Here is a 22,623-nt window from a genome sequence, read left to right as displayed (position 1 = left end):
GCCCTCGCCAGACGCGGATAGTTCGTCCCACTGACAGGACAATAGGTTGACCATGCAAGACCTCAACGACCTCTACTATTTCGCCAAAGTCGTCGAGGCCGGCGGCTTTGCGGCGGCCGGCCGGCTGCTGGGGATTCCCAAGTCACGGCTGTCACGGCGTATTGCCGAGCTGGAAGAACGCCTCGGCGCGCGCCTGTTGCAGCGCACCACCCGCCAATTGACCCTCACTGCGGTCGGCGAGCGTTATTTGCGCCATTGCCAGGCGATGCTGCTGGAAGCGGAAATGGCCGACGAGGCCGTGGCCAGTATGTCCAGCGAACCGCGCGGGCGCCTGCGGGTCAGTTGCCCGGTGGGCATGGCCCAGCACATGTTGCCGGACATGGTTGCCGGTTTTCTCGCCGCCCACCCGCTGGTGCAGCTGGAGATGACGCTGGTGAACCGCCGTGTCGACCTGGTGGCTGAGGGCATCGACGTGGCCCTGCGCGTGCGCGAGTCGGGCGATGAAGACCCGCTGCTGGTGACCAAGCGCCTGCGCCAGGCCCAGACCCTGCTGGTGGCCAGCCCTCAATTCATCCAGGGTCGGCACATCGACAGCCTCGAAGACCTCAAACAACTGCCGGTGCTCGGCGCGCTGGAGGCCGATCGCCTGGTCCACCTGCGCCTGATCGACCCGCAAGGCAACGCTCAGGACCTCGCGCTGGAAGCCCGCCTGGGCATCGACGACTTCATCGTGCGCAAGGCCTGTGCCCTCAAAGGCCTGGGTTTCACCGTCTTGCCGATGATGTACTGCGAAGAGGAATTGGCCAGCGGCCAATTGGTGCAGCTGCTGCCGCAATGGTCGTCGCCGGGCGGCTGGTTGCAGGCGGTGTACCCGCATCGCCGCGGCGTGCTGCCGGCCATTCGTGCCTGGATCGACTACCTGGAAGAAGCCTTCAAGGGCTGCGGAGACCGCTTGTTATGAAAATGACTGAAGCACACGTCGCCGCCTTCTGCCTGAGCCTGCCCGGCGCGCGGGAAGACTACAAATGGGGCGGCGTGCGGGTGTTTTCGATCGCCGGCAACAAGATGTTCGCCCTGCAGAACCTGCGGGGCGAATCGCTGGCGTTCAAGGTCGACAAGGACCTGTTCCTCGGCCATGTCGACCGCCCCGGCATCCACCCGGCGCCTTATCTGGCGCGGGCACAGTGGATCATCATGAATACGCCCTACCCGCTGGGCGCCGAGGAACTGCATGGCCTGTTGCGGCGTTCTCACCAATTGGTGGTGAGCAAACTGCCCAAGCGCACGCAGATCGGGCTGTTGCTAGAAGATTGAAAGCAGCGTGCCGCCCAGGAATAACTGGTCGAGCCAGAACACCTCGTGCAGCAACACGATGACCCAGAACAGCACCTGGTACGACACCTTGCGCGTCTTGTGGCGGAACACCTGCTGGGCGATCAACGCCCCGGGCCACCCGCCGGCCAGTTCCACGGCGTGCAGGATGTTTTCGCGAACGCGCGGGCCTGCTGTCTCAGCCTTGCGCTTGTCACCCCAGTAAAGAAAAAACGCCACCACGCTGACCACGCCATAAGCGGCCAGCGGGATCACTGTCTCACCGCGATGCCACACCAGCGCCGCCCCCAGCAGCGGCGCGGTGCACAGCAGCACAAAGATCAGCGCCTTGAGGCGCGGATGCTGAATGTTCATGGCTTGACCGCCGACCAGTCGATCCAGCCGAACTGCCAGGTCGCCAGGATCAGCACACCGAACGCGATGCGATACCAGGCAAAGGCCGCATAGCTGTGGCTGGCGATGAACTTGAGCAAGGCCTTGACCGCGATCATCGCAAAGATGAACGAGGTGACAAACCCGATGGCAAACACCGGCAGGTCATCGGGCTGAAACAAGTGACGGTACTTGTAGCCCGAATACAGGGCCGCGCCGACCATGGTTGGCATCGCCAGAAAAAACGAAAACTCGGTGGCGGTCTTGCGTGACAGGCCGAACAACAGGCCGCCAATGATGGTGGCGCCGGAGCGTGAGGTGCCCGGAATCATGGCCAGGCACTGGGCCACGCCGACCTTGAGCGCGTCTTTCCAGGTGATCTGGTCCACGGTTTCAGCATGGACCGCATGCTGGCGGCGCTCGGCCCACAACATGATCACGCCGCCCACGACCAGGGCGGTGGCCACGGTGATCGGGTTGAACAGGTAGTGCTTGATCAGGTCGGCAAAAATCACCCCCAGCACGATGGCCGGCGCCACCGCGATGATCAGGTTAGCCGTAAACCGCCGGGCACTGGGCTGGGTCGGCAAGCCGATGACCACGTCGAGGATCTTGCGCCGAAACTCCCAGACCACCGCCAGGATCGCGCCCAATTGAATAATGATGTTGAACGCCTCAAAGCGTTCGCCGCCGAAGCCGATCAAGTCGGCGACGATGATCTGGTGCCCGGTGCTGGAAATGGGCAGGAACTCTGTCAGCCCCTCCACCACGCCAAGAATCAATGCCTGTATGGCGGTCCAAAAATCCATGTATCCCCCAAAGGTCATGCCTGTCGGCATGCCTTGACTGTCTTTTTAATAGTTCACTGACGACAAGCGCACTCAAGTTCCGGTGCTGATTTTCAACATCGGTCTGCAAAAATTTCGTGAAAAATCAGGGAGTACTCAGGTTTTTCAATTACAGGCCGAAAGCCTATCAGACAAGCCGGAAATGTCGATGCAGCGCCCACAATTATAAAAAGCATGGAGTGACAGGACGATGAACAGTTTGCGCAGCATGTCGATCAGCCGCCGCCTCTGGCTGATCCTGATAGTCGCCGTGTTGATGCTGCTGACGTTGGGGCTGTTGATGCTCAAGCAGATCCATGGCGACCTTTACCAGGCCAAACGTCAGCAGACCCAGCACGTGGTGCAGACCGCCAGCGGGGTGCTGGCCTATTACCAGAACCTTGAGAAAACCGGCGTGCTCAGCCGTGAAGCCGCGCAGCAGCAGGCCCTGAGCGCGGTGCGTGGCCTGCGCTACGACCACGACGATTACTTCTGGATCAATGACCTGACGCCCGTGATGATCATGCACGCGGCCAACCCCAAGCTGGATGGCCAGAACCTCTCGGCGATCCGCGACCCGGACGGTTTTGCGGTGTTCAACGAATTCGTGATTCTGGCCAAGGCCAAGGGCGCCGGCATCGTCAACTATCGCTGGCCCAAACCTGGCGCCGAAGCGCCCGTGGAGAAAACCTCGTACATCCAGCTGTTCGAACCCTGGGGCTGGATTATCGGCTCCGGCGTGTACGTGGATGATGTGCAGGCCGAGTTCACGGGCCAGGTGTGGAAGGCTTCGCTGATTGGCCTGGGCATCGCCCTGCTGATGGCCGTGTTGGTCACCCTGATTGCGCGCAGCATCGTGACGCCGTTGCAGGCGGCGGTGAACGCCATGGCCAATATCGCCAGTGGCGAAAGCGACCTGACGCGCAGCCTCGACACCCACGGGCGCGACGAAGTCACCCAGTTGTCTCGGCACTTCAACAGCTTTACCGCCAAGTTGCGCCAGGTGGTTGGCCAGTTGCAGGTGTGCGCCAATGCGTTGGGCCAGTCGTCCACGGAATTGGGCAACAACGCCAGCCAGGCGCATGACCGCAGCCAGCAGCAGTCGCAGCAGATGGAGCTGGTGGCGACGGCGATCAATGAAGTCACCTATGGCGTGCAGGACGTGGCGAAAAACGCCGAACATGCCGCCAGTGAGATGCGCGATGCCCAGGCCCAGGCGCAGCAGGGCCAGGTGAATATTGACGGTAGTTTGCAGCAGATCGACCAGCTCTCCGGCACCATCAGCCAGGCCGTGGAGGTGATTCGCACCTTGTCCAGCGAGAGCACGCAGATTGGTGGTGTGCTGGAAGTGATCCGCTCCATCGCTGACCAGACCAACTTGCTGGCGCTTAACGCGGCCATTGAGGCCGCGCGCGCCGGGGAGCAGGGCCGTGGGTTTGCGGTGGTCGCCGATGAAGTGCGGCTGCTGGCTCAACGTACGCAAAAATCCACTGCTGAAATCCAAGTGATGATTGAGCGTCTGCAGGGTCACTCGGAAGCGGCGGTCAAGGTGATCAGTGACAGCCATAGCGCTTCGCAGCTGACGATTGAACAGGCTGGGCAAGCCGGCGCCAGTCTTAACGCCATTGGCCAGGCGTTGCGTAACCTCAACGGGCTGAATGCCTCGATTGCCAGCGCGACCTTGCAACAGGCGCATGTGGTGGAGGATATCAACCAGAACGTCACCCAGGCGGCCGGGTTGTCTCACAGCACTGCGCTGGCGGCGGAGCAATCCAGCGTGGCGAGTGCGCATTTGCGTGGGTTGAGTGAGGAGTTGGACGGGTTGCTGCGGCAGTTCAAGGTTTAGCTTTTTTTTGGCGGGGGGTGGGTTTACATATCCGTTGTTTGGGTGATGGCCGCTTTGGGTTCCGCCCTTACGGCGGGTCACTTTGGAAAAGCCCCAAAGTAACCAAAGGGCTCTTGCCCCACCACTCGGCACCTCGCCCAGGCTCGGTGTGCCCGAACGAAGGCTTGAATCCGTGGGCCGCCGTGACGGGCCATCCATGGCCCAACACGGCTAACCCGGCGTCCTGCCGGGTTAGCCACGGATTCAAGCCTGCGTTCGGCCAGCGTGGTTTAACGGGGCGCCTGAGATCAAAATCAAAAGCAAAGCACGGCGGCCTAGTAGCCGACCTGAGTGGTAGAAGCCAAAGCAAAGCCGAGGCGGCCTGACAGCCGACCTGATCTTGAGAGCTGAAACCATTCAATGTGGGAGCGGGCTTGCTCGCGAATGCGGTGGTTCAGTCAGCTCATAGGTCACTGGCACAGCGCCTTCGCGAGCAAGCCCGCGCCCACAGTTGATGCTCGAGTGGTAGAAGCAAAAGCAAAACCGAGGCGGCCTGATAGCCGACCTGACCTTGAAGGCTGAACTCAACTAAAGGTGGGAGCTGGCTTGCCTGCGATGGCATCAACTGGTTGTGCCTGATACACCGAGGTGCCTGCATCTCAGGCAAGCCAGCTCCCACAGAAAAGCAAAGTAGCACGGTGCTGGCTGCTGAACTCGGTCAACTTGTGGGAGCGGGCTTGCTCGCGAATGCGGTGGTTCAGTCAGCTCATGGGTCACTGGCACACCGCCTTCGCGAGCAAGCCCGCTCCCACAATTGGTGCTCGAGTGGTAGAAGCAAAAGCAAAACCGAGGCGGCCTGACAGCCGACCTGATCATGAGAGCTGAACCCAATTCAATGTGGGAGCTGGCTTGCCTGCGATGGCATCAACTGGTTGTGCCTGATACACCGAGGTGCCTGCATCGCAGGCAAGCCAGCTCCCACAGAAAGGCAAAGCAGCACGGTGCTGGCGGTCTGTACCCGGTCAAACTGTGGGAGCGGGCTTGCTCGCGAATGAGGTGGTTCAGTCAGCTCATGGGTCGCTGGCACACCGCCTTCGCGAGCAAGCCCGCTCCCACAGTTGATGCTCAGTACATCTGGTGATGGGGTGTTGCTCGACTTCTGCCACGCACGCCGTGCTCTGCTTTTGGCATCAATCTCAGGCACCTCGTCAAACCACGCCAGCCGCCATGACCGCAGCAATGTGTATGCCTCCACATCCGCGTTTAAACATTCCTCACCTCTGGTTACAATTAGCGCCCTCTCCCACTCTCCCAAGGAACCGCCATGTCCGGGCTTGAATTGTTCGCCGCCGCCCTGGGGGTGATCGCTGTCTGGCTGACGGTCAAACAAAACCCTTGGTGCTGGCCCATCGGCCTGGTCATGGTGTTGCTCTACACCTGGGTGTTCTTCGACGTAAAACTCTATTCCGACATGCTCCTGCAAGTGGTCTACGCCGCCTTGCAACTTTACGGCTGGTGGCAATGGACCCGCGCCGGCGAGGTCAAGCAAGGCCGTCAGGTCACGAGCCTCGGCGTGCCCGCGATCATGAGCAGCCTGGCCGTCGGCGCCGTCTTCAGCCTGCTGCTCGGCGCGGCCATGGCCCACTGGACCGACGCCGCCCAGCCGTGGCTCGACGCCGCCCTCACCGGCTTCAGCCTGGTGGCGCAAATGTGGATGGCGCAAAAACGCGTGCAATGCTGGCCACTGTGGATCGCCGTGGACGTGATCTTCGTCGGCCTGTTCCTCTACAAAGGCCTGTACCTCACCGCCGCGCTTTATGCCCTGTTCACCGCGATTGCCGTGCAAGGCTGGCGTGAATGGCGCAGCGACGCGGCGTTGCACGCATGAAAGTGGTGGTACTGGCAGGCCCCGAATCCAGCGGCAAAAGCTGGCTGGCGGCTGAACTGCATGCACACTTTGGCGGACTGATGGTTGGCGAATACGTGCGGTATTTCATCGACCATCACCAACGCGACACCACCCTGGCGGATATTCCGGCGATCGCCCGCGGCCAGCTGGCCTGGGAAGACGCTGCCCGCGCCGAACAGCCCAACCTGCTGGTGCTCGATACTCACCTGTTGACCAACAAACTGTGGAGCCAGACGCTGTTCGGCGACTACCCGGCCTGGCTGGACGACGAACTCCTGGCCCGGCATTACGACCTGCATCTGCTGCTGTCTCCCGAGGATGTGGAGTGGACCGCCGACGGCCAGCGCTGCCAACCGGAACTGGCTGATCGTCGGGCGTTTTTCCAGGGCAGCCTGGCGTGGATCGAACAGCACCATCAGCCCGCCGTGGTGATCGGCGGCCATTGGCAAGCGCGGCGTGACAAGGCATTTGAAGCGGTGGCGCAACTGCTGGCGTAAGGCCCGATCCTGAGTACCGACCATCGGGTCACCGCAGTCCCTTTCCTTCGGCGCCAGTCAATCTTCTAAAGGAGATTGGCCTATGAACATGCGCATTGTTGCTCGCCTGATTAACTTGCCGGAAAACCGTGGCGTTCGCGTCACCGCGGCAAAGCATCCTGTCTTGCTGGTGCGTGTCGGCGACCGGGTGCGCGCCTTCCAGGCCGACTGCCCGCACGCCGGCGCTGCGCTGGAAGAAGGTGTGATCTGTAACGGGCGGATTATTTGCCCCTGGCACAAAGCGGCGTTTGCCGTGGACAGCGGCGCCGTCATCGAACCTCCAGCACTGGTCGGGCTCACGCAATACCCGGTGCAAGTGCACGATGGCGTGGTCAGTGTTGGCGACGAGCCCATCGTCGCCGAAGCCGCGCCAGCGCGGGATGAACACCGCTGTTTTGCGGTCATCGGCGCTGGCGCGGCAGGCACTGCCGCCGTGGCGACGTTGCATCAGCAGGGCTTCAGCGGACGATTGCTGTGGATCGACCGCGAACAAGCTCCGGCCTACGACCGCACCGCCCTGAGCAAATTCGTGATCGCGGGCCAGATGACGCCCGAAGACACGCCGCCACTGCTGGATAAGCAGCCCATTGGCATTCACGGCGAAGTTCAGCGCCTGGACGCCCACGCCAAACGCATCGAACTCGCCGACGGTCGTCACTTCGACTATGACGCGGCCCTGGTCGCAACCGGAGGCGAAGCGCAACCACTGGACATCCCCGGCGCCGTCTTGAGCCACGTGTTTGTGCTGCGCAGCCGCGAGGATGCAGCGCGAATCGATGAAGCAGCGCAGTCGGCAGCGTGCGCGGTGATTGTCGGCGACAGTTTTATTGGCCTGGAAGCCGCGTCCGCCTTGCGCCAACGGGGCCTGGTGGTGCAGGTGGTCAGCCGCCATGACATTCCTCTCGCTGCGCAATTGGGCAAGCGCATCGGTGCGGCCATTCGCCAATTGCACGAAGACAATGGCGTGATCTTTCACTGCAACACCGAGCCCGAACGCTTCGACGGTCACGGCGCGGTGAGTACCGTGCTGCTTAAAAACGGCAAGCGCCTGGCGGCAGACCTGGTCGTAATGGGCGTTGGCGTCACACCCGCCACAGGCTTTATCCAGGGCGTCGACAAAGCCGAGGATCAGTCGCTGAACGCAGACAGTCATTTACAGGTGGCGCCTGGGTTATGGGCGGCCGGCGACAACGTAACTTTTGCCTGGCGTCAGCAGCCGACACGCATCGAGCACTGGCGCGTGGCCCAGCAACTGGCCGTGCTGGCCGCGCGCAATATGCTTGGAGACACGCAGGTGTACGCCGACGTCCCATTCTTCTGGACCTACCACTTCGACAAAACCTTTGAAGTGCTTGGCCACCCGCAGCACTGGAACCGCCTGCACGTAGAAGGTGATGTGAATCGTCACGACTTCATTGCCTTGCTGTGCCGTGATGATCAAGTGGAAGCCGTGATTGCCTGCGAACATCAGCAAGCCATGGCGCGCCTTTCACAACGCATGCAGCACCCCTTGGGCAAAGCCGAGGCCTTGGCCATTATTCGCGCTGATTAGCGCTTTTTGCGGGTGCTCAGTTGAATCCATGTCGGTGCATGGTCGCTGGCGTGCGGCTCGTTGCGCACCCAGGCGTCCACGCCGGCGTCTTTGAGGTAAGGCTTGAGCGCGGGATTGAGCAGCAGGTGATCGATACGCAGCCCGGAATTGGTCTGCCAGTGCTGACGGAAGTAATCCCAGAAGGTGTAGACGCGCTCTTCGGGGTACAGATGGCGCAGCGAATCGGTCCAACCCTGCTCCAGCAGGCGCTGATAACACGCGCGGCTCTCGGGTTGCAGCAAAGCGTCCTTGAGCCAGGAGCGCGGGTTGTAGATGTCGAGGTCGGTGGGTACCACATTGAAATCCCCGGCCAGCAGCACCGGGTGTTCGCTGGCTTGCAGCGCCTGGGCATAGTCGATCAGCCGTTCGAACCAGGCCAGTTTGTACTCGAATTTCGGCCCAGGCTGCGGGTTGCCATTGGGCAGATACAGGCAACCGACCAACACGCCATGCACCGCGGCTTCCAGGTAACGGCTTTGCGTGTCGCTGTCATCGCCCGGCAATCCGCGCCGGCTCTCCAGCGGCTGGGCATCGCGCGCCAAAATGGCCACGCCGTTCCACGAGGCCTGGCCCAGGCAGATCGCACCGTAGCCGGCTGCTTCGAAGTCGGCATAGGGAAACAGGCTTTGCGGCGCCTTGAGCTCTTGCAGGCAGACAATATCGGGCTGCTCGCGCTCAAGCCATTGCAGCAGGTTGGGCAGACGGGCACGGATGCCGTTGATATTGAAGGTGGCGATTTTCAGCGCTTTCATCGGTCCGGTCCTTTCAGGGCTCTTGGGGTAGAACCTGAAAGCGGCGCGGATGTTCAATCCAAACCACGCTCCAGGTTGGCATTCACGCGCAGCAATAACGCCAGCAGGGTGGCCTCTTCCTCAGCGCTGAAGCCCTGCAGCGCCTGCGCCGTGCCCTGCACCATCACGGCGTAGGCCGCAGGCATGCGTTCACGCACCGCATCGGTGAGGGTGATCAGGCGGCTGCGTTTGTCTGCGGGGTCGACCATGCGCTGGATCATTCCATCACGCTCCATGCGCCCCAGCAGCTGCGCCATGCTCGACTGCTCGACACGGGCGATGCGCACCAATTCAGCCTGGGGCAGACCCTCGCTCTGCTTGAGCGCCACCAGCACCGGAATTTGCGCCACGGCAAACCCCAACGCGCGTAGCTGGCCCTCGTAAAGGCGGATAAAACCGCGGTTGGCGAGACCGATCTGTTGCATGGGGTTGGGTGACGGGGTTTGAACATTCATGGGGTCGTTGACTTTCCATAGGAGCCTATGCATCAAATGTATAGGATCCTATAAACATCGCCAAGGGCCATTTCAATGATCATTCCAACGCGTATTGCGATTGTCGGCGCCGGTCCTGGCGGATTGACCCTGGCGCAAATCCTCACACGTCATGGCGTTGCCGTCAGCGTGTTCGAGCGCGAACGCGGGCCGCTGGAACGCCCGCAAGGCGGGACGCTCGACCTGCATGTCGACTCCGGCCAACTGGCGCTGCAACGTGCCGGCCTGGAAGACGCCTTCAACCGGATCGCGCGCTACGAAGACCAAGGCTCACGGTTGATGGATCAACACGCTCGCCTGCTGTTCGAAGCCCCCAACCCTGATGCCGGAGACCGCCCGGAGGTCGACCGCACGGCCTTGCGCCAGATCCTGCTGGAGGCGCTGCCCGCAGGCTGTGTGAACTGGGGCGTCGGCATCAGCGCCATTCGCCCGGCCGAGCACGCACGCTGGACGCTGCACCAGGGCGAGATCAGCCACGGCCCATTCGATCTGGTCGTCGGTGCCGATGGCGCCTGGTCCAAAATCCGGCCGCTGCTGTCGCCTTACGTGCCGCAGTACAGCGGGCTGACGTTTATCGAGTTCGGCATCGATGATGTCGACCGCCAACACCCGCACATCGCCAGGCTGGTCGGTCGCGGCAAGCTGGAAGTCGAAGGCGGCGCCAAGGCGATCATCGTGCAACGCAATGCCAACGCGCACTTGCGCGGCTACGCGATCTTCCGCGTGCCCACCGACTGGGCCGCAGCGCCCCGCAGTGTGTCTGCGCTCAAAGCCCAGTTCGAAGGCTGGCACGCGGACATCCTGGCGTTATTTGAAGCGGCCAACGAAACCGTGCTGACGCGGCACATCTACGCCCTGCCCGTGGGCCATCGCTGGAGCCACCGCCAGGGGTTGACGTTGATTGGGGATGCAGCGCACCTGATGTCGCCATTTGGTGGCGAAGGCGTCAATGCAGCCATGCTCGATGCGGCCGAACTGGCGCAGCATCTGCTCCAGACGCCTGACTGCTCGGCAGCAGTGCAGGCTTATGAAAACCACATGTTCGAGCGTGTGATGCCGGCCGCCAGAGACAGCGCCGAAGGCGCCGCCACCCAGTTATCCCATGACAGCCTGGCGCTGTCCCTGGCACACCTGCATCACCACCTCACGCCTCAGTAGCCCAGGGACAGGCCGGTATTGCGGCGCGGGTCGTTGGCCCCGTAGAAACGGTTGTTGCCCACCGGCTTGCCACCCAGGGACGGCGCGCCCACCAGGATTGCGGCCAGGTGGTTGGCATCCTGAGGCCCGGCAAACTTGTGGCCCCAGCTCTCGAGGATTTTCTGAGTGTCGGGGCTCACCGCGAAGGTCTCCAGGTTGGTGGTTTCAGGCATCCACTGCTGGTGGAAACGCGGCGCATCGACGGCTTCCTGGATGTTCATCTTGTAGTCGATGACATTCAGGATGGTCAGCAAGGTCGCGGTGATAATCCGGCTGCCCCCTGGCGTACCGACCACCATCACGGCCTTGCCGTCCTTGGTCACGATGGTCGGACTCATCGACGACAGCGGCGCCTTGCCGGGTGCGATGGCGTTGGCTTCACCCTGGACCAGCCCGTACATATTCGGCACGCCGACCTTGACGGTGAAGTCATCCATTTCATCGTTGAGGATCACGCCGGTCTTGCTCGCCATCACACCGGCACCGAACCAGTCGTTGAGGGTGTAGGTCACCGACACCGCGTTGCCCCACTTGTCGACGATGGAATAGTGCGTGGTGTTGTTGCCTTCATGCGGCGACACGCCCGGCTTGATCGCCTGGGAATCACCGGCCTTCTGCGGTTCGATGGCCGCGCGCAGCTTGGCGGCGTAGTCCTTGTCCAGCAGGTGGGCGATCGGGTTCTTCACGAAGTCCGGGTCGCCGAGGTAGCTGTTACGGTCCACGTAGGCGTGGCGCATCGCTTCGATCTGGTAGTGCAGGCCTTGGGCCGAGTGATAGCCCAGTTCCGCCATCGGGTAGCCTTCGAGGATGTTCATGATCTGGCAGATCACCACGCCGCCCGAGCTCGGAGGCGGTGCCGAGACCACGTGGTAGCCACGGTAATCGCACTCGATGGGCGCCAGTTCGCGGGTCTTGTATTTGTCGAGGTCGGCCTGGGTGATGATGCCCTTGCCGGCCTGGCTGGAGTCCACCAGAGCCTTGGCGACCCAACCTTTATAGAAGCCGTCGGTGCCCTTGGCGGAGATTTCCTTGAGGGTCTTGGCCAGGTCTTTCTGCACCAGTTTCTGGCCGACCTGCATCGGTTGGCCGTTGTGCAGGAAGATCGCGCGCAGGTCTTTGTCTTTCTCGAACTCACCGGTGGCGGTGTGCAGCAGGTCGATATCGCCCTGCTCCAGTTCAAAGCCGTTTTCCGCCAGCTTGATCGCCGGGGCAATCACTTGGGCGCGCTTGAGCGTGCCGTACTTGCTCAGCGCGGTTTCCATGCCGGACACGGTGCCGGGCACGCCGACCGCCAGGTGGCCCTTGGCGCTGAGGCCTTCGACGACCTTGCCGTCTTTGTCCAGGTACATGTCGGCAGTGGCCGCCAGGGGGGCTTTTTCGCGGAAGTCGAGAAAGGTCTTGCGCCCATCCGCCAGTTGCACGGTCATGAAGCCGCCGCCACCGAGGTTACCCGCCGCCGGGTACACCACCGCCAGCGCATAGCCCACGGCCACGGCCGCATCGACTGCGTTGCCGCCGGCCTTGAGCACATCCACACCCACATGAGTGGCCAAATGCTGGGCGGTGACTACCATGCCGTTTTCACCGGCCACCGGGGCCTGGGAAGCGGCGTGCACACCGCTGACCGTCAGTACCAGAGCGGTGGCGATTAAGGTGCGGCTGAAGGGTTGGTATTTCATCCATGGCTACTCTAGTTATTGGGATGCACCAAAATAGCCCGACTCGGATCCAATCCCCAGCGCAGTGGCGTTTTTATTACAGAACTTGTCGGTCACAGAACGGCCGCGAAAAAGCCCATGCTATATTTCGCGCCCAGACTGGCTGCAAGGCGCGTTGAGATGGTGATTAAGAAGACCGGTATTCGGGCTCAGCAGGCCGACCAGACACGCGCGCGCATCTTGCAGGCGGCGGTCAAGGTGTTCACCCGCGACGGTTACTCCGGCGGGCGCGTCGACACCATTTCCAAGGAGGCCGACTCCAACGACCGCATGCTTTATTACTATTTCGGCAGCAAGGAACACCTGTTCATCTGCGTGCTGGAACACATCTACGAGCAGTTCAACAAAGCCGAAAGCAAACTCAAGCTCAACCTGGAGGCGCCCGTGCAGGCGCTGCAGGACCTGGTTGCGTTTATCTGGAATTACTACGTCAAGCATCCGGAATTCGTGGCGATTCTGAGCATCGAGAACCTGCACCAAGGCAAACACGCTCAACAGTCCGGGGAGATGCGCCGATTGTCGGGCGAAGCGGTTGGGGTGTTGAAACCGATCATTGAGGCCGGCCAGGCCCAGGGTGTATTTCGCCAGGAGGTCGACCTCAAGCACGTGTACTTGATGATCGCTTCGCTGTGCTACTTCTATAACTCCAACCGCCATACCCTCAGTTCGTTTCTGGGTGAAGACCTGGCGGATAAGGGGCAGCAGCAGGATTGGCTGGGGTTTATCACTGATTTGGTGCTGAGGGGCGTCTCCCCTGAATCATTGTAGAAACCGGCTCTAATCCCTGTGGGGGCTGGCTTGCCTGCGATGGCGATGTGTCAGGTAGTATTTTCGGTGCAGACACACCGCTGTCGCAGGCAAGCCAGCCCCCACATTTGATCTTCACCGGTTGTGGAATATCAGTGGGTGCCCGGGTTGGCCCGCAGGTGTGCGACCTTCTGCTCCACCCCTTTCCACTGCGCCGCATTCGGCGCAAATTGCCCGCGCAGGTACTCGACCAAGTCGGCAACCTGAGTGTTCGACAAACTGTCTTTGAACCCCGGCATATACCCCAGGTCCTTGGTCGCCGGGTTGCTGATGCCTTGCAAAATCACCTTGATCAAATTGTCCGGCTGATCACTGTACACATTGGTGTTGGTCGCCAATGACGGGCTGACCCCAAACAGCTTTGGCCCCAGGCCATCAGCATGACAGGCCTTGCACGAGCCATCGAATACGCGTCGACCTTTCGGATTCGGCACCGTCGCTGCCGCCACGGTTTGCGCCTCAGCCGTCGCCTCGCCCTTGAGCGACGCCAGGTACACCGCCATTGCCCGGATGTCGGCCTTGGGCAATTTCGCCAGTTCACTCACCACCGGCCCCATCGGCCCCGCTGCCACGCCATGAGCATCGGAATAGCCGGTGCTCAAATAGGTGAATAACTGGTCCTCAGTCCATGGCGTTGGCGCCTTGGACAAACCCGTCAACGCCGGCGCTTCCCACCCATCAACCATGCCACCGGCCAGGAAGGATTTACCGCCCTTCTGTGCCCCCATCAGGTTGCGCGGCGAATGGCACGCCGCGCAGTGCCCCAAACCATTGACCAGATAATTGCCGCGATTCCACTGCTCGCCGCGCTCCGGTTGCAGCGTGAGTTCACCGCGCCTCAGATTCAGCGCATTCCACCCCGCCATCAACGGCCGGATATTGAACGGGAAGCGCATGGCATTCGGCGTCGGCGCCTGGCTCACTGGCGCTTGCGACATCAAGTAGGCATACAGCGCCTGCATGTCCGCCTCATTGATATTGCGAAACGCCGTATAGGGAAACGCCGGGTACAAATTGCGCCCGTCACGGCCAATGCCGTCGCGCATCGCCCGCTCGAACGCCGGGTACGACCAGGCACCGATGCCGGTGTTCACATCCGGGGTGATATTGCTGCTGTACAGGGTGCCGAACGGCGTTTCCATCGCCAACCCACCGGCATTGGTCGCGCCGCCCGGTGCCGTATGGCACACCGCGCAATCGCCCACCGCCGCCAGCAAGCGCCCGCGCTCCAGGGTGGCCTTGGACCAGGTGCCGGCGCTGGGCGGGGCAATCGGTGCGATCGCGCTGTGAAACGGCCAGGCCGTGGCCATCAAAGCGCCCAGCGTCGCAAACAGCGCGCCGAACCACCATTTTTTGCGTTTCTGTGGCGACGTCGCAGGCTCGCCGAGGGTGCCGGCATTCAGCGCTGCCAACACCCGCTCGGGCGTGATCGGCAACTCACGAAAACGAATGCCGGTGGCGTCATAGATCGCATTGGCAATCGCCGCCGCGCTGGGCACCGAGGCCGACTCACCGGCGCCCATCGGCGGCTGGTCCTGGCGCGGCATCATCAGCACGTCAATCTGCGGCACTTCAGGGAAGGTCAGGATCGGGTAACCGCCCCACTCCTTGCTGGCCACCGTCGATTCCTCAAAGGTCACCCGCTCCTTCAATACGCGGCTGGTGGACTGGATCACATTGCCGTGGATCTGATGCTGCACACCCGCCGGGTTGATCATCATCCCTGAGTCATGGCCGATCACCACCCGCGTCACCGAGACGTCGCCTGTGTGTTTGTCGATGGCCACATCCGCCACCCAGGCGGCCCACGCCGCGCCAAAACCAGGGAACTTACTGTGGATGTAGCGCGCGTAAGCAAAGCCACGGCCGCGCAACAAATGGTCTTCACTGGCGGTTTGCATGGGCGCGGTGCGCGGTGACCAGTTGGCGCGTTCGGCGGTGGATTTGACCAGGTCGATGGCGCGCTCGTCCTTGAGGTAGCGCAGGCGGTACTCCACCGGATCGACGCCGGCGGCAAATGCCAGCTCGTCGATATACGATTCGTGGGCAAAGGTATTGGGCAACGCCGACACGCCGCGCATCCACGAGGCGCGCACGATGGGCGCCATGTCGTTGATAGTCACCCGCATGTTGTCGATGTCATACGGCGGGATCGAGGTGCGGTCGCCCATTTCGAACATCGCCGCCACGGGCTCAACGCGGCCGGTCAGCAACAGCGCCAGGGTCGGCGCGCCATTGGAGGGGTAGCTGGTTTCAAAATCGTACGCGGCAATGCTGCCGTCGGCGTTGAGGCCGCCGTCCACGTCCATCAACTGCGCCGTGCCCTTGGGCTCCCACAGGTGTTCCTGTTCGCGGGTCAGTTGCACGCGCACCGGCTTGCCCACCGCGCGCGACAACAGCAACGCATCGGCGCAGACGTCATCGGCGCAATTGCGCCCATAGCAACCGGCGGCTTCCATGCGAATCACGTCGATCAGCGCTTCATCACAGTCCAGCAACCAGGCCAGGTCGGCGCGCAGCAGATGCGGGTTCTGGCTGCCCGACCACACGCGACTGCCCGCGGCCTGATAGTCGGCCACGGCGCAGGACGGGCCGATTGAGCCGTGCATTTGATAGGGCCACAGGTAGCTGCGCGGCATCCGTTGGCTGGCGCCCGCCAGGGCTGCATCGACATCGCCCTGATCGAGCACCGTGCGGCGTACGCGCGGGTTGTCACGGATCGCCTGCTCGACATCGCTCATGTCCGGCAGGGCGTTATTCCAGGGCTTCCACTGCACCTGCAACTCATGGGCGGCCTTGATCGCCTGCTCTTCGCGCAACGCGACCACGCCCACAAAATCGCGGATCACCACCACGGCAACAATGCCGGGAATATGCGCGATGGACGCTTCATCCACACGCAGCAGGCTATTGCCGACAAAATCCCCGCAGTCCAGACCGGCATACGGCGGGCGCACGACGCGGCCGTGCAGCATGCCCGGCACGCGCATGTCGTGCACGTAGGTCAGCTCGCCCGTGGCCTTGCCGGGAATATCCACGCGCGCGGCGCCCTTGCCCACCAGGCGGTAATCCTCGATGGCTTTCAAGGGGGCGTCGCCGCTGATGCGCAACTGGTCATGCTGGCCGCTGACCAATTCACCGTAAGGGATGGCGCGCCCGTCTGCCGCCTGGATGACGCCCGCTCCGACCTTGAGGCTGGCGGTGCTCACGCCCCAGCGCCCCGCCGCCCGCGCCAGCAAAAAACGTCGTGCTTCGGCGGCCGCGTTGCGCAGCGGGATCGCCGAAATCTGCAAGGTCGCGCTGGCAATCGTCGCGCCCTGGTTCGGCGCGCGCTCGGTGTCGCCCAGCACCATGGATACCTGGTCCATCGTCAGGTCCAGTTCTTCGGCGACGATCTGCGCCAGCGAGGTGCGAATGCCGGTGCCCAGGTCCACATGGCCGTTGAACGCATAGACCAGGCCGTCATCGTTGACCGCGATAAACAGCCCCAGCTCTTTGGGTTTCACAGTCGGCGTGCCGCCCTTGGCCACCGGGCCGGAAGGCGGCAGCACATCGTCGACGATCAACAAGACGCCCGTCTTGGCCAGCCACTGGTCACGGGAAAGTGGGATATCGGTCATGGTCGGCCATCCACGGTCAAGAGGTGAGCAGCACGCAATACGGCGCGCAGGATTTCGATATGGGTGCCGCAGCGGCAGAGGTTGCCCGAGAGTTCGTTGCGGATCTGGGCTTCGCTGGGGTTGGGATTACGGTCGAGCAAGGCTTTGGCCGTCATGATCATGCCGTTGAGGCAGTAGCCGCATTGCGCGGCTTGCTCGTCGATAAACGCCTGCTGCACCGGGTGCGGCGCCTGGCGAGTGCCGAGGCCTTCGAGGGTGACGATTTCACGCCCTGCCGCGCCCGCCAGCGGGAACACACATGAGCGTGCCGCGACACCGTCGATGATCACCGTGCAGGCACCGCACTCGCCCAGGCCGCAGCCGTACTTGGGGCCGTTGAGTGCCAGGTCATTGCGCAGCACCAGCAACAGCGGCGTGTCCGCCATGGCGCTGACTTCGCGGGTGCGGCCATTGACCTCTAGTGCAACCGTGATGGAGGGACTGATCATTCGCTTCGCCTGTGTCAGTTGGTGAAGTGGCTACTACACGAAACAGTCAAAAAAAAGCATCGCGGACCTGGGGTCTCGCGACACACTTGAATCGTGAAGTGGCTACTACATCAACACCGAGCAAAAACGATGCCAAGGGGTTGGGGTTGGGCTTACTCTGACGTACGCAGGTTTGTGATGGTTGTGGCGAGCAGGCTTGCCCCGCGTTGGGGCGCGAAGCGGCACCTTGCTCAGGTAATGGGTTCATTCAGGTGAACCTCATGGCAGGGTTTGGGGCTGCTTCGCAGCCCAACGCGGGGCAAGCCCGCTCGCCACTACAAGCCCGCTCGCCACTACAAGCCCGCTCGCCACTACAAGCCTGGTCGCCACATCAAGCCGTTGGTCGTTACGAGCCGGCTGGCTACGGGGCGCCCACTATTGCTGCGGGTCGTCGATCATCTTGCGCAGCAGGAACAACACCGCCACGCGCTCGGCCGGGTTGAGGTTGCTCAGGGTCAGTTCGCTGATCTGCGCGGCGCGCGGCGCGGTTTGCGCGACCAGGTCGGCGCCTGCGGCAGACAAATCCACCACCACCTTGCGCTTGTCCTGCGGGTCCGGCTCCAGCGTGATCAGTTCCTTGGCCTTGAGCCGCTCGACAATGCCGCGAATGGTCGCCTGGTCAACGGCCGTGGCCTTGACCAGTTCGGTGAGAGAACTTGCTCCGTGATCGCGCAGGGCACACAGGGTAACGAACTGCACGGCGGTGAGCTGGGAGTCGCCGACATTCTGCTGAAAGATCGCCAGGTGGCGCTGGTAGGCCTTGCGCAGCAGGTGGCCAACTTGTTCAGAGAAAACGTAGGAATCAGGCACGGCGGGCTCGGTGGGTGATTGGCGATGGGGAGGCATGATGGCTGGCTTACCGGATCGACTCAAGTTTCTCATCGAGGAAACACGGTTAGAACGGTGGGAGCGGGCTTGCTCGCGAAGGCGGCGTAGCAGTTAAAGATGCATTGACTGGCACGCCGCATTCGCGAGCAAGCCCGCTCCCACACAAGCCCGCTCCCACATTGGGATCTTCAGCGGGCCAGAGAGGCTGGCGGGGCGACTACGTCACCGGCGATAACCACCGCCTCGTCATCCAGGTACACATCGCAATGACGCAGCGGGATGTCCATGTGGCACGGCGTCTTGCGCGTGCCGCCCACTTCGGTATTCGGCCCGGTGGAGAACAGGAAATTGCCATAGAACGCCCGCGCGTCCATGCACATGCCGTCGTTCTTGTCATGCAACCCCATGGCGGTCCACTGCGCTTTTGGCTGCAAGCCCCAGCCGATATGGGAGATGCCGTACACCTCCGGATCATTGAAGTACTTCATGTAATCACGCAGGTACTCGGCCTCGAAACCACCGTGGATCCTGGTGATAAAGCCCTTCTCGATTTCCAGCGTGATCTTCTCGCGGGTGTAGGTCTTGAATGGCAGGAGGATGTCGCCGACGTCCAGCACCAGCACGCCCTCGGCGGTTTCCTCGTTGGGCCAGGAGAACAGGAAGCCGCTGGGCCAGTGGTCCCAGCGCCCAGGCTCATCGGCAAAACCGTATTCGGTCACCGACGGGTACTGCCCCAAGGCGGCGCGAAAATCACTGCCGGCGCGGGATTTGACCTGAATCGAACGCGCCTTTTTCAGCAATTGCTCGGCCGCCAGCACACGCACCTTGTCTTCTTCGGTGGGCAGCATGCGCGCCAGCACTTCCGGCGGCTCCACGGCCAGCAGGATGCGCGTGCCGGTCTTGAGGATCTGCTCCTGTTCCGGCGAATGCAGCAGCATCATCGTGTCAACCACCAGGTCGGCGGCTTCCAGCGCACGCTGGGCGGCAATGTTGCCGGTGAGCGCGGTGTCGCCGCAGTAGGCGGTCATGTCATTGCCCATCGCACGCGGGTGATTGAACGACGGCAGCTCCACCGCATACACCTTGGCCCCCAGGCGCTGCGCCGCGTCCATTGCCGCGCGCACGGTGCGTGCGTCGGAGTAATGGCTCTTGAGCACGGCAACGCTCTGGGTCGGGTCGACCTTCGACAGCCTCAGCACGTGTTCAAACATCTGGGTCAGTTCGCAATCGCTTACCGGCATTTTCCTGTCTCCTGTGGGGCTGCACCAAGTTCAAGCACCGCGCTTCACTCTAGTGCACTTTTATAGCGTATACGCCAATTAATAACGATAAGACCTGAATTGCAGGCGGACTGCAAGCGGCGCGCCAATTCGTTACCAATCGACACATACCGATCATTTACGGACTTTAACGCGTTACACAGGATAAATATGGCCAAAAAATAAATTTGCGAAAGTGGGCTTCCCATTTCAAAAAATGAGCGTATACACTTTAAAAACCTTGCAGACAGACGCTGCCGACAATCACAAAGAAAGAGGATTACGCCCCATGGGAAGCACTCAAAAAATCGCCATCGTCGGTGCCGGCCTGGGCGGTGCCGCCGCCGCCACCCTGTTGCAGCAAGCCGGTTTTGACGTAGATATCTACGAACAAGCGCCGGAGTTTTCCCGGTTGGGCGCAGGGATCCACATGGGCCCCAACATCATGAAAATCTTCCGCCGCATGGGCATCGAACAGCAGCTGGACCTGATGGGCTCGCACCCCGAGCATTGGTTCAGCCGTTGCGGCGAAACCGGCGACTACCTCTCGCGCATCCCGCTCACCGGCTACGGCGCCTCGTATGTCACCGTGCACCGCGGCGACTTGCATGCGCTGCAGATGTCCACCCTCAAGCCCGGCACCCTGCACTTCAACAAGCGCCTGGAGACTCTCGAAGAAACCGACACCCAGGTGCGCCTGACTTTCGCCGATGGCGAAGTGACTTATGCCGACATCGTGATCGGCGCCGACGGCATCAACTCGAAGATTCGTGAAGAACTGCTCGGCGTGGAAAAACCCCTGTACAGCGGCTGGGTCGCGCACCGCGCATTGATCCGTGGCGACCAGTTGGCCAAGTACGACCTCACGTTCGAAGACTGCATCAAATGGTGGACCGAAGACCGCCACATGATGGTGTATTACACCACCGGCAAACGCGACGAGTACTACTACGTGACTGGCGTGCCGCATGCCGAATGGGACTTCCAGGGCGCGTTCGTCGACAGCAGCCGCGAAGAGATGTTCGAGGCGTTCAAGGGCTACCACCCCACCGTGCAGGCCCTGATCGAGTCCACCGAAAGCGTGACCAAATGGCCGCTGCGCAATCGCAACCCGCTGCCACTGTGGAGCCGAGGTCGCCTGGTGCTGCTCGGTGACGCCTGCCACCCGATGAAACCGCACATGGCCCAGGGCGCCGGCATGGCCATCGAAGACGCCGCCATGCTCACCCGCTGTCTGCAGGAAACCGGCATCAGCGATTACCGCACCGCGTTCCAGCTCTACGAAGCCAACCGCAAGGAACGCGCCTCCCGCGTGCAGGCAGTGTCCAACGCCAACACGTGGCTGCGCACCCAGGAAGACCCGGACTGGGTGTACGGCTATGACCTGTACGCGCAGCCACTGAAATCGGGGGTGGCCGCGTGAGCACCTTTCTCTATGGCGGCAATGTCCAGGCCAACGGCATTCGCCAGCACTACCTGCGCTACGGCGGCAACGGCCCGGCGCTGATTTTGATTCCGGGCATCACCAGCCCGGCGGTTACCTGGGGGTTTGTGGCCGAACGCCTCGGCGCGCACTTCGACACGTACGTGCTGGATGTACGCGGGCGCGGCTTGTCGTCCACCGGACCCGAGCTGGATTACAGCGCCGAGACCTGCAGCGATGACATTGGCGCATTCGCCGATGCACTGAAGCTGGACCGTTACCACCTGGTCGGCCACTCCATGGGCGCGCGCTTTGCCGTGCGCAGTGCGGTCAAGCATCCGCAAGGCGTAAACCGTGTGGTGCTGATCGACCCGCCAGTGTCCGGCCCCGGTCGTCGTGAATACCCGAGCAAATTGCCGTGGTACGTCGATTCGATCCGCCAATCCCTGGTTGGGATGGATGCACAGGCCATGCGCGCCTTCTGCGCCACCTGGACACCCGAGCAACTGCAACTGCGCGCCGAATGGCTGCACACCTGCTTTGAGCCCGCCATCGTGCGCGCCTTCAATGACTTTCACACGGTGGATTTCCACCAGGACCTGCCCCACCTCAAGGCCCCTGCCCTGTTGATGGTGGCCGGGCGCGGCGGCGTGATCCTCGATGAAGACATCGCCGAAATCCAGGACCTGCAACCGGCCATCCAGGTCGTGCGCGTGCCCAACGCCGGGCACATGATTCCGTGGGATGACCTCGAGGGCTTCTTCGACGCCCTCGGCGACTTCCTCACCCACTAAGAACGGAGACCACCATGCAGAAGCTTTACCGCATCGGCCAGATCGTGCCGAGTTCCAACACCACCATGGAAACCGAGATCCCGGCGATGCTCAACGCGCGCCAGGCCATCCGCCCGGAGCGTTTTACTTTCCACTCCAGCCGCATGCGCATGAAGCAGGTGCGCAAGGAAGAACTGGCGGCAATGGACGGCGAGTCCGACCGCTGCGCCATTGAGCTGTCCGACGCCAAAGTGGATGTGCTGGGGTACGCCTGCCTGGTGGCGATCATGGCCATGGGCTTGGGTTATCACCGCAAATCCGAGCAGCGCCTGCGTCAGGCCACTGCCGATAACGACGCCAACGCCCCGGTGATCACCAGCGCCGGCGCACTGATCGAAGGCCTCAAGGTCATGGGGGCTAAACGTATCGCCATCGTCGCGCCGTACATGAAGCCGCTGACCGAACTGGTGGTGAATTACATCCGCGAAGAGGGCTTTGAGGTGGTGGACTGGCGGGCGCTGGAAATCCCCGACAACCTCCAGGTTGCGCGCCACGACCCGGCCAACCTGCCGGCCATCGTCGCGGGCATGAACCTGGAAGGCGTCGATGTGATCGTGCTCTCGGCCTGCGTGCAGATGCAGTCGTTGCCAGTGGTCGCCAAGGTCGAGGCGCAAACCGGCAAGCCGGTGCTCACTGCCGCCATCGCCACTACTTACGCGATGCTCAAGGCCCTGGATTTGGAGCCTATCGTGCCCGGTGCCGGCGCCCTGCTCTCCGGTGCGTACTGAACATGC

General features: G+C 62.2%; 20 protein-coding genes. 11 read left to right on the top strand and 9 right to left on the bottom strand.

From position 1 onward, the window contains the following. Window positions 1-52 precede the first annotated feature (52 nt). Window positions 53-961, top strand: a complete 909-nt coding sequence (locus tag AACV02_RS11420) for a LysR substrate-binding domain-containing protein (protein ID WP_119739635.1) — start codon at window positions 53-55, stop codon at window positions 959-961. Continuing rightward, window positions 958-1,314, top strand: a complete 357-nt coding sequence (locus AACV02_RS11415; RefSeq protein WP_119739632.1) for an MmcQ/YjbR family DNA-binding protein — start codon at window positions 958-960, stop codon at window positions 1,312-1,314. The genes AACV02_RS11420 and AACV02_RS11415 overlap by 4 nt, the downstream gene beginning before the upstream one ends. On the opposite strand, the gene AACV02_RS11410 is transcribed toward AACV02_RS11415, so the two are convergent. After that, complete coding sequence (locus AACV02_RS11410; protein ID WP_119739630.1) at window positions 1,303-1,686, bottom strand: DUF1294 domain-containing protein; 384 nt, start codon at window positions 1,684-1,686, stop codon at window positions 1,303-1,305. The two genes, AACV02_RS11415 and AACV02_RS11410, sit on opposite strands and share 12 nt — an antisense overlap. Next, a complete protein-coding gene (locus AACV02_RS11405) occupies window positions 1,683-2,513 on the bottom strand; it encodes an undecaprenyl-diphosphate phosphatase (protein WP_106577971.1) in 831 nt (276 codons plus the stop codon). Before AACV02_RS11405 ends, AACV02_RS11410 begins: the two co-directional genes overlap by 4 nt. A 229-nt stretch (window positions 2,514-2,742) precedes the next feature. Here AACV02_RS11405 and AACV02_RS11400 point away from each other — a divergent pair, with 229 nt between their 5' ends. The 4 genes from AACV02_RS11400 to AACV02_RS11385 all read left to right on the top strand — a co-directional run bounded on the left by AACV02_RS11400 (window position 2,743) and on the right by AACV02_RS11385 (window position 8,353). Then, window positions 2,743-4,377, top strand: a complete 1,635-nt coding sequence (locus AACV02_RS11400; RefSeq protein ID WP_106577970.1) for a methyl-accepting chemotaxis protein — start codon at window positions 2,743-2,745, stop codon at window positions 4,375-4,377. A gap of 1,303 nt (window positions 4,378-5,680) precedes the next feature. Beyond that, a complete protein-coding gene (gene pnuC, locus AACV02_RS11395; protein ID WP_119739620.1) occupies window positions 5,681-6,244 on the top strand; it encodes a nicotinamide riboside transporter PnuC in 564 nt (187 codons plus the stop codon). Next, window positions 6,241-6,762 (top strand): AAA family ATPase, encoded by a 522-nt coding sequence (locus AACV02_RS11390; RefSeq protein WP_119740805.1) that lies wholly within the window; start codon window positions 6,241-6,243, stop codon window positions 6,760-6,762. Before pnuC ends, AACV02_RS11390 begins: the two co-directional genes overlap by 4 nt. An 82-nt stretch (window positions 6,763-6,844) precedes the next feature. After that, a complete protein-coding gene (locus tag AACV02_RS11385) occupies window positions 6,845-8,353 on the top strand; it encodes an FAD-dependent oxidoreductase (RefSeq protein WP_119739618.1) in 1,509 nt (502 codons plus the stop codon). On the opposite strand, the gene xth is transcribed toward AACV02_RS11385, so the two are convergent. After that, entirely contained in the window at window positions 8,350-9,144 is a 795-nt protein-coding gene (gene xth / locus AACV02_RS11380) for an exodeoxyribonuclease III (RefSeq protein WP_119739616.1), read from the bottom strand. The two genes, AACV02_RS11385 and xth, sit on opposite strands and share 4 nt — an antisense overlap. A gap of 53 nt (window positions 9,145-9,197) precedes the next feature. After that, window positions 9,198-9,638: a MarR family winged helix-turn-helix transcriptional regulator gene (locus AACV02_RS11375; protein WP_119739614.1), complete on the bottom strand. Its 441-nt coding sequence runs from the start codon at window positions 9,636-9,638 to the stop codon at window positions 9,198-9,200. 75 nt (window positions 9,639-9,713) lie between these two features. Here AACV02_RS11375 and AACV02_RS11370 point away from each other — a divergent pair, with 75 nt between their 5' ends. Then, window positions 9,714-10,835 carry an FAD-dependent oxidoreductase gene (locus AACV02_RS11370; RefSeq protein ID WP_119739611.1) on the top strand — a complete coding sequence of 374 codons (1,122 nt, stop codon included), beginning with the start codon at window positions 9,714-9,716 and terminating at the stop codon, window positions 10,833-10,835. Here the strand turns inward: AACV02_RS11370 and ggt are convergent. Continuing rightward, a complete protein-coding gene (ggt, locus tag AACV02_RS11365; RefSeq protein WP_119739609.1) occupies window positions 10,829-12,553 on the bottom strand; it encodes a gamma-glutamyltransferase in 1,725 nt (574 codons plus the stop codon). The genes AACV02_RS11370 and ggt overlap by 7 nt on opposite strands. A gap of 159 nt (window positions 12,554-12,712) precedes the next feature. On the opposite strand from ggt, the gene AACV02_RS11360 reads away from it, so the two are divergent. After that, a complete protein-coding gene (locus tag AACV02_RS11360; RefSeq protein ID WP_119739607.1) occupies window positions 12,713-13,360 on the top strand; it encodes a TetR/AcrR family transcriptional regulator in 648 nt (215 codons plus the stop codon). A gap of 131 nt (window positions 13,361-13,491) precedes the next feature. Here the strand turns inward: AACV02_RS11360 and AACV02_RS11355 are convergent, their stop codons facing one another. From AACV02_RS11355 to AACV02_RS11340, 4 genes are all read right to left on the bottom strand, one after another. Next, on the bottom strand, window positions 13,492-17,019 hold the full coding sequence (locus tag AACV02_RS11355) for a molybdopterin cofactor-binding domain-containing protein (RefSeq protein ID WP_119739605.1): 3,528 nt from the start codon (window positions 17,017-17,019) through the stop codon (window positions 13,492-13,494). After that, window positions 17,016-17,507, bottom strand: coding sequence for a (2Fe-2S)-binding protein (locus tag AACV02_RS11350; RefSeq protein WP_106577957.1), 492 nt, complete (start codon window positions 17,505-17,507; stop codon window positions 17,016-17,018). The genes AACV02_RS11355 and AACV02_RS11350 overlap by 4 nt, the downstream gene beginning before the upstream one ends. Before the next feature lie 414 nt (window positions 17,508-17,921). Beyond that, window positions 17,922-18,356 (bottom strand): MarR family winged helix-turn-helix transcriptional regulator, encoded by a 435-nt coding sequence (locus AACV02_RS11345; RefSeq protein WP_106578155.1) that lies wholly within the window; start codon window positions 18,354-18,356, stop codon window positions 17,922-17,924. A 206-nt stretch (window positions 18,357-18,562) separates the two neighbouring features. Continuing rightward, window positions 18,563-19,615 carry a 2,5-dihydroxypyridine 5,6-dioxygenase gene (locus tag AACV02_RS11340; RefSeq protein ID WP_119739602.1) on the bottom strand — a complete coding sequence of 351 codons (1,053 nt, stop codon included), beginning with the start codon at window positions 19,613-19,615 and terminating at the stop codon, window positions 18,563-18,565. Between the two features lie 307 nt (window positions 19,616-19,922). Here AACV02_RS11340 and AACV02_RS11335 point away from each other — a divergent pair, with 307 nt between their 5' ends. Genes AACV02_RS11335 through AACV02_RS11325 form a run of 3 tightly spaced genes read left to right on the top strand, consistent with a single transcriptional unit; the run spans window position 19,923 to window position 22,617 of the window. Beyond that, window positions 19,923-21,056: an FAD-dependent monooxygenase gene (locus AACV02_RS11335; protein ID WP_119739600.1), complete on the top strand. Its 1,134-nt coding sequence runs from the start codon at window positions 19,923-19,925 to the stop codon at window positions 21,054-21,056. Next, window positions 21,053-21,850 carry an alpha/beta fold hydrolase gene (locus AACV02_RS11330; RefSeq protein WP_119739598.1) on the top strand — a complete coding sequence of 266 codons (798 nt, stop codon included), beginning with the start codon at window positions 21,053-21,055 and terminating at the stop codon, window positions 21,848-21,850. The genes AACV02_RS11335 and AACV02_RS11330 overlap by 4 nt, the downstream gene beginning before the upstream one ends. A gap of 14 nt (window positions 21,851-21,864) precedes the next feature. Continuing rightward, window positions 21,865-22,617 (top strand): maleate cis-trans isomerase family protein, encoded by a 753-nt coding sequence (locus AACV02_RS11325; RefSeq protein ID WP_119739596.1) that lies wholly within the window; start codon window positions 21,865-21,867, stop codon window positions 22,615-22,617. Window positions 22,618-22,623: the final 6 nt, after the last annotated feature.

It is taken from the genome of Pseudomonas sp. Larv2_ips (assembly GCF_963879675.1).
In the GTDB taxonomy this organism is placed as follows: domain Bacteria; phylum Pseudomonadota; class Gammaproteobacteria; order Pseudomonadales; family Pseudomonadaceae; genus Aquipseudomonas.
This window is presented reverse-complemented; position numbering and strand designations above follow the sequence as displayed.

Excerpts from the sequence above, each read along its gene's own strand:
- AACV02_RS11420 (WP_119739635.1), top strand. The coding sequence starts at position 53 with ATGCAAGACCTCAACGACCTCTACTATTTCGCCAAAGTCGTCGAGGCC.
- AACV02_RS11415 (WP_119739632.1), top strand. The coding sequence starts at position 958 with ATGAAAATGACTGAAGCACACGTCGCCGCCTTCTGCCTGAGCCTGCCC.
- AACV02_RS11410 (WP_119739630.1), bottom strand. The coding sequence starts at position 1,686 with ATGAACATTCAGCATCCGCGCCTCAAGGCGCTGATCTTTGTGCTGCTG.
- AACV02_RS11405 (WP_106577971.1), bottom strand. The coding sequence starts at position 2,513 with ATGGATTTTTGGACCGCCATACAGGCATTGATTCTTGGCGTGGTGGAG.
- AACV02_RS11400 (WP_106577970.1), top strand. The coding sequence starts at position 2,743 with ATGAACAGTTTGCGCAGCATGTCGATCAGCCGCCGCCTCTGGCTGATC.
- pnuC (WP_119739620.1), top strand. The coding sequence starts at position 5,681 with ATGTCCGGGCTTGAATTGTTCGCCGCCGCCCTGGGGGTGATCGCTGTC.
- AACV02_RS11390 (WP_119740805.1), top strand. The coding sequence starts at position 6,241 with ATGAAAGTGGTGGTACTGGCAGGCCCCGAATCCAGCGGCAAAAGCTGG.
- AACV02_RS11385 (WP_119739618.1), top strand. The coding sequence starts at position 6,845 with ATGAACATGCGCATTGTTGCTCGCCTGATTAACTTGCCGGAAAACCGT.
- xth (WP_119739616.1), bottom strand. The coding sequence starts at position 9,144 with ATGAAAGCGCTGAAAATCGCCACCTTCAATATCAACGGCATCCGTGCC.
- AACV02_RS11375 (WP_119739614.1), bottom strand. The coding sequence starts at position 9,638 with ATGAATGTTCAAACCCCGTCACCCAACCCCATGCAACAGATCGGTCTC.
- AACV02_RS11370 (WP_119739611.1), top strand. The coding sequence starts at position 9,714 with ATGATCATTCCAACGCGTATTGCGATTGTCGGCGCCGGTCCTGGCGGA.
- ggt (WP_119739609.1), bottom strand. The coding sequence starts at position 12,553 with ATGAAATACCAACCCTTCAGCCGCACCTTAATCGCCACCGCTCTGGTA.
- AACV02_RS11360 (WP_119739607.1), top strand. The coding sequence starts at position 12,713 with ATGGTGATTAAGAAGACCGGTATTCGGGCTCAGCAGGCCGACCAGACA.
- AACV02_RS11355 (WP_119739605.1), bottom strand. The coding sequence starts at position 17,019 with ATGACCGATATCCCACTTTCCCGTGACCAGTGGCTGGCCAAGACGGGC.
- AACV02_RS11350 (WP_106577957.1), bottom strand. The coding sequence starts at position 17,507 with ATGATCAGTCCCTCCATCACGGTTGCACTAGAGGTCAATGGCCGCACC.
- AACV02_RS11340 (WP_119739602.1), bottom strand. The coding sequence starts at position 19,615 with ATGCCGGTAAGCGATTGCGAACTGACCCAGATGTTTGAACACGTGCTG.
- AACV02_RS11335 (WP_119739600.1), top strand. The coding sequence starts at position 19,923 with ATGGGAAGCACTCAAAAAATCGCCATCGTCGGTGCCGGCCTGGGCGGT.
- AACV02_RS11325 (WP_119739596.1), top strand. The coding sequence starts at position 21,865 with ATGCAGAAGCTTTACCGCATCGGCCAGATCGTGCCGAGTTCCAACACC.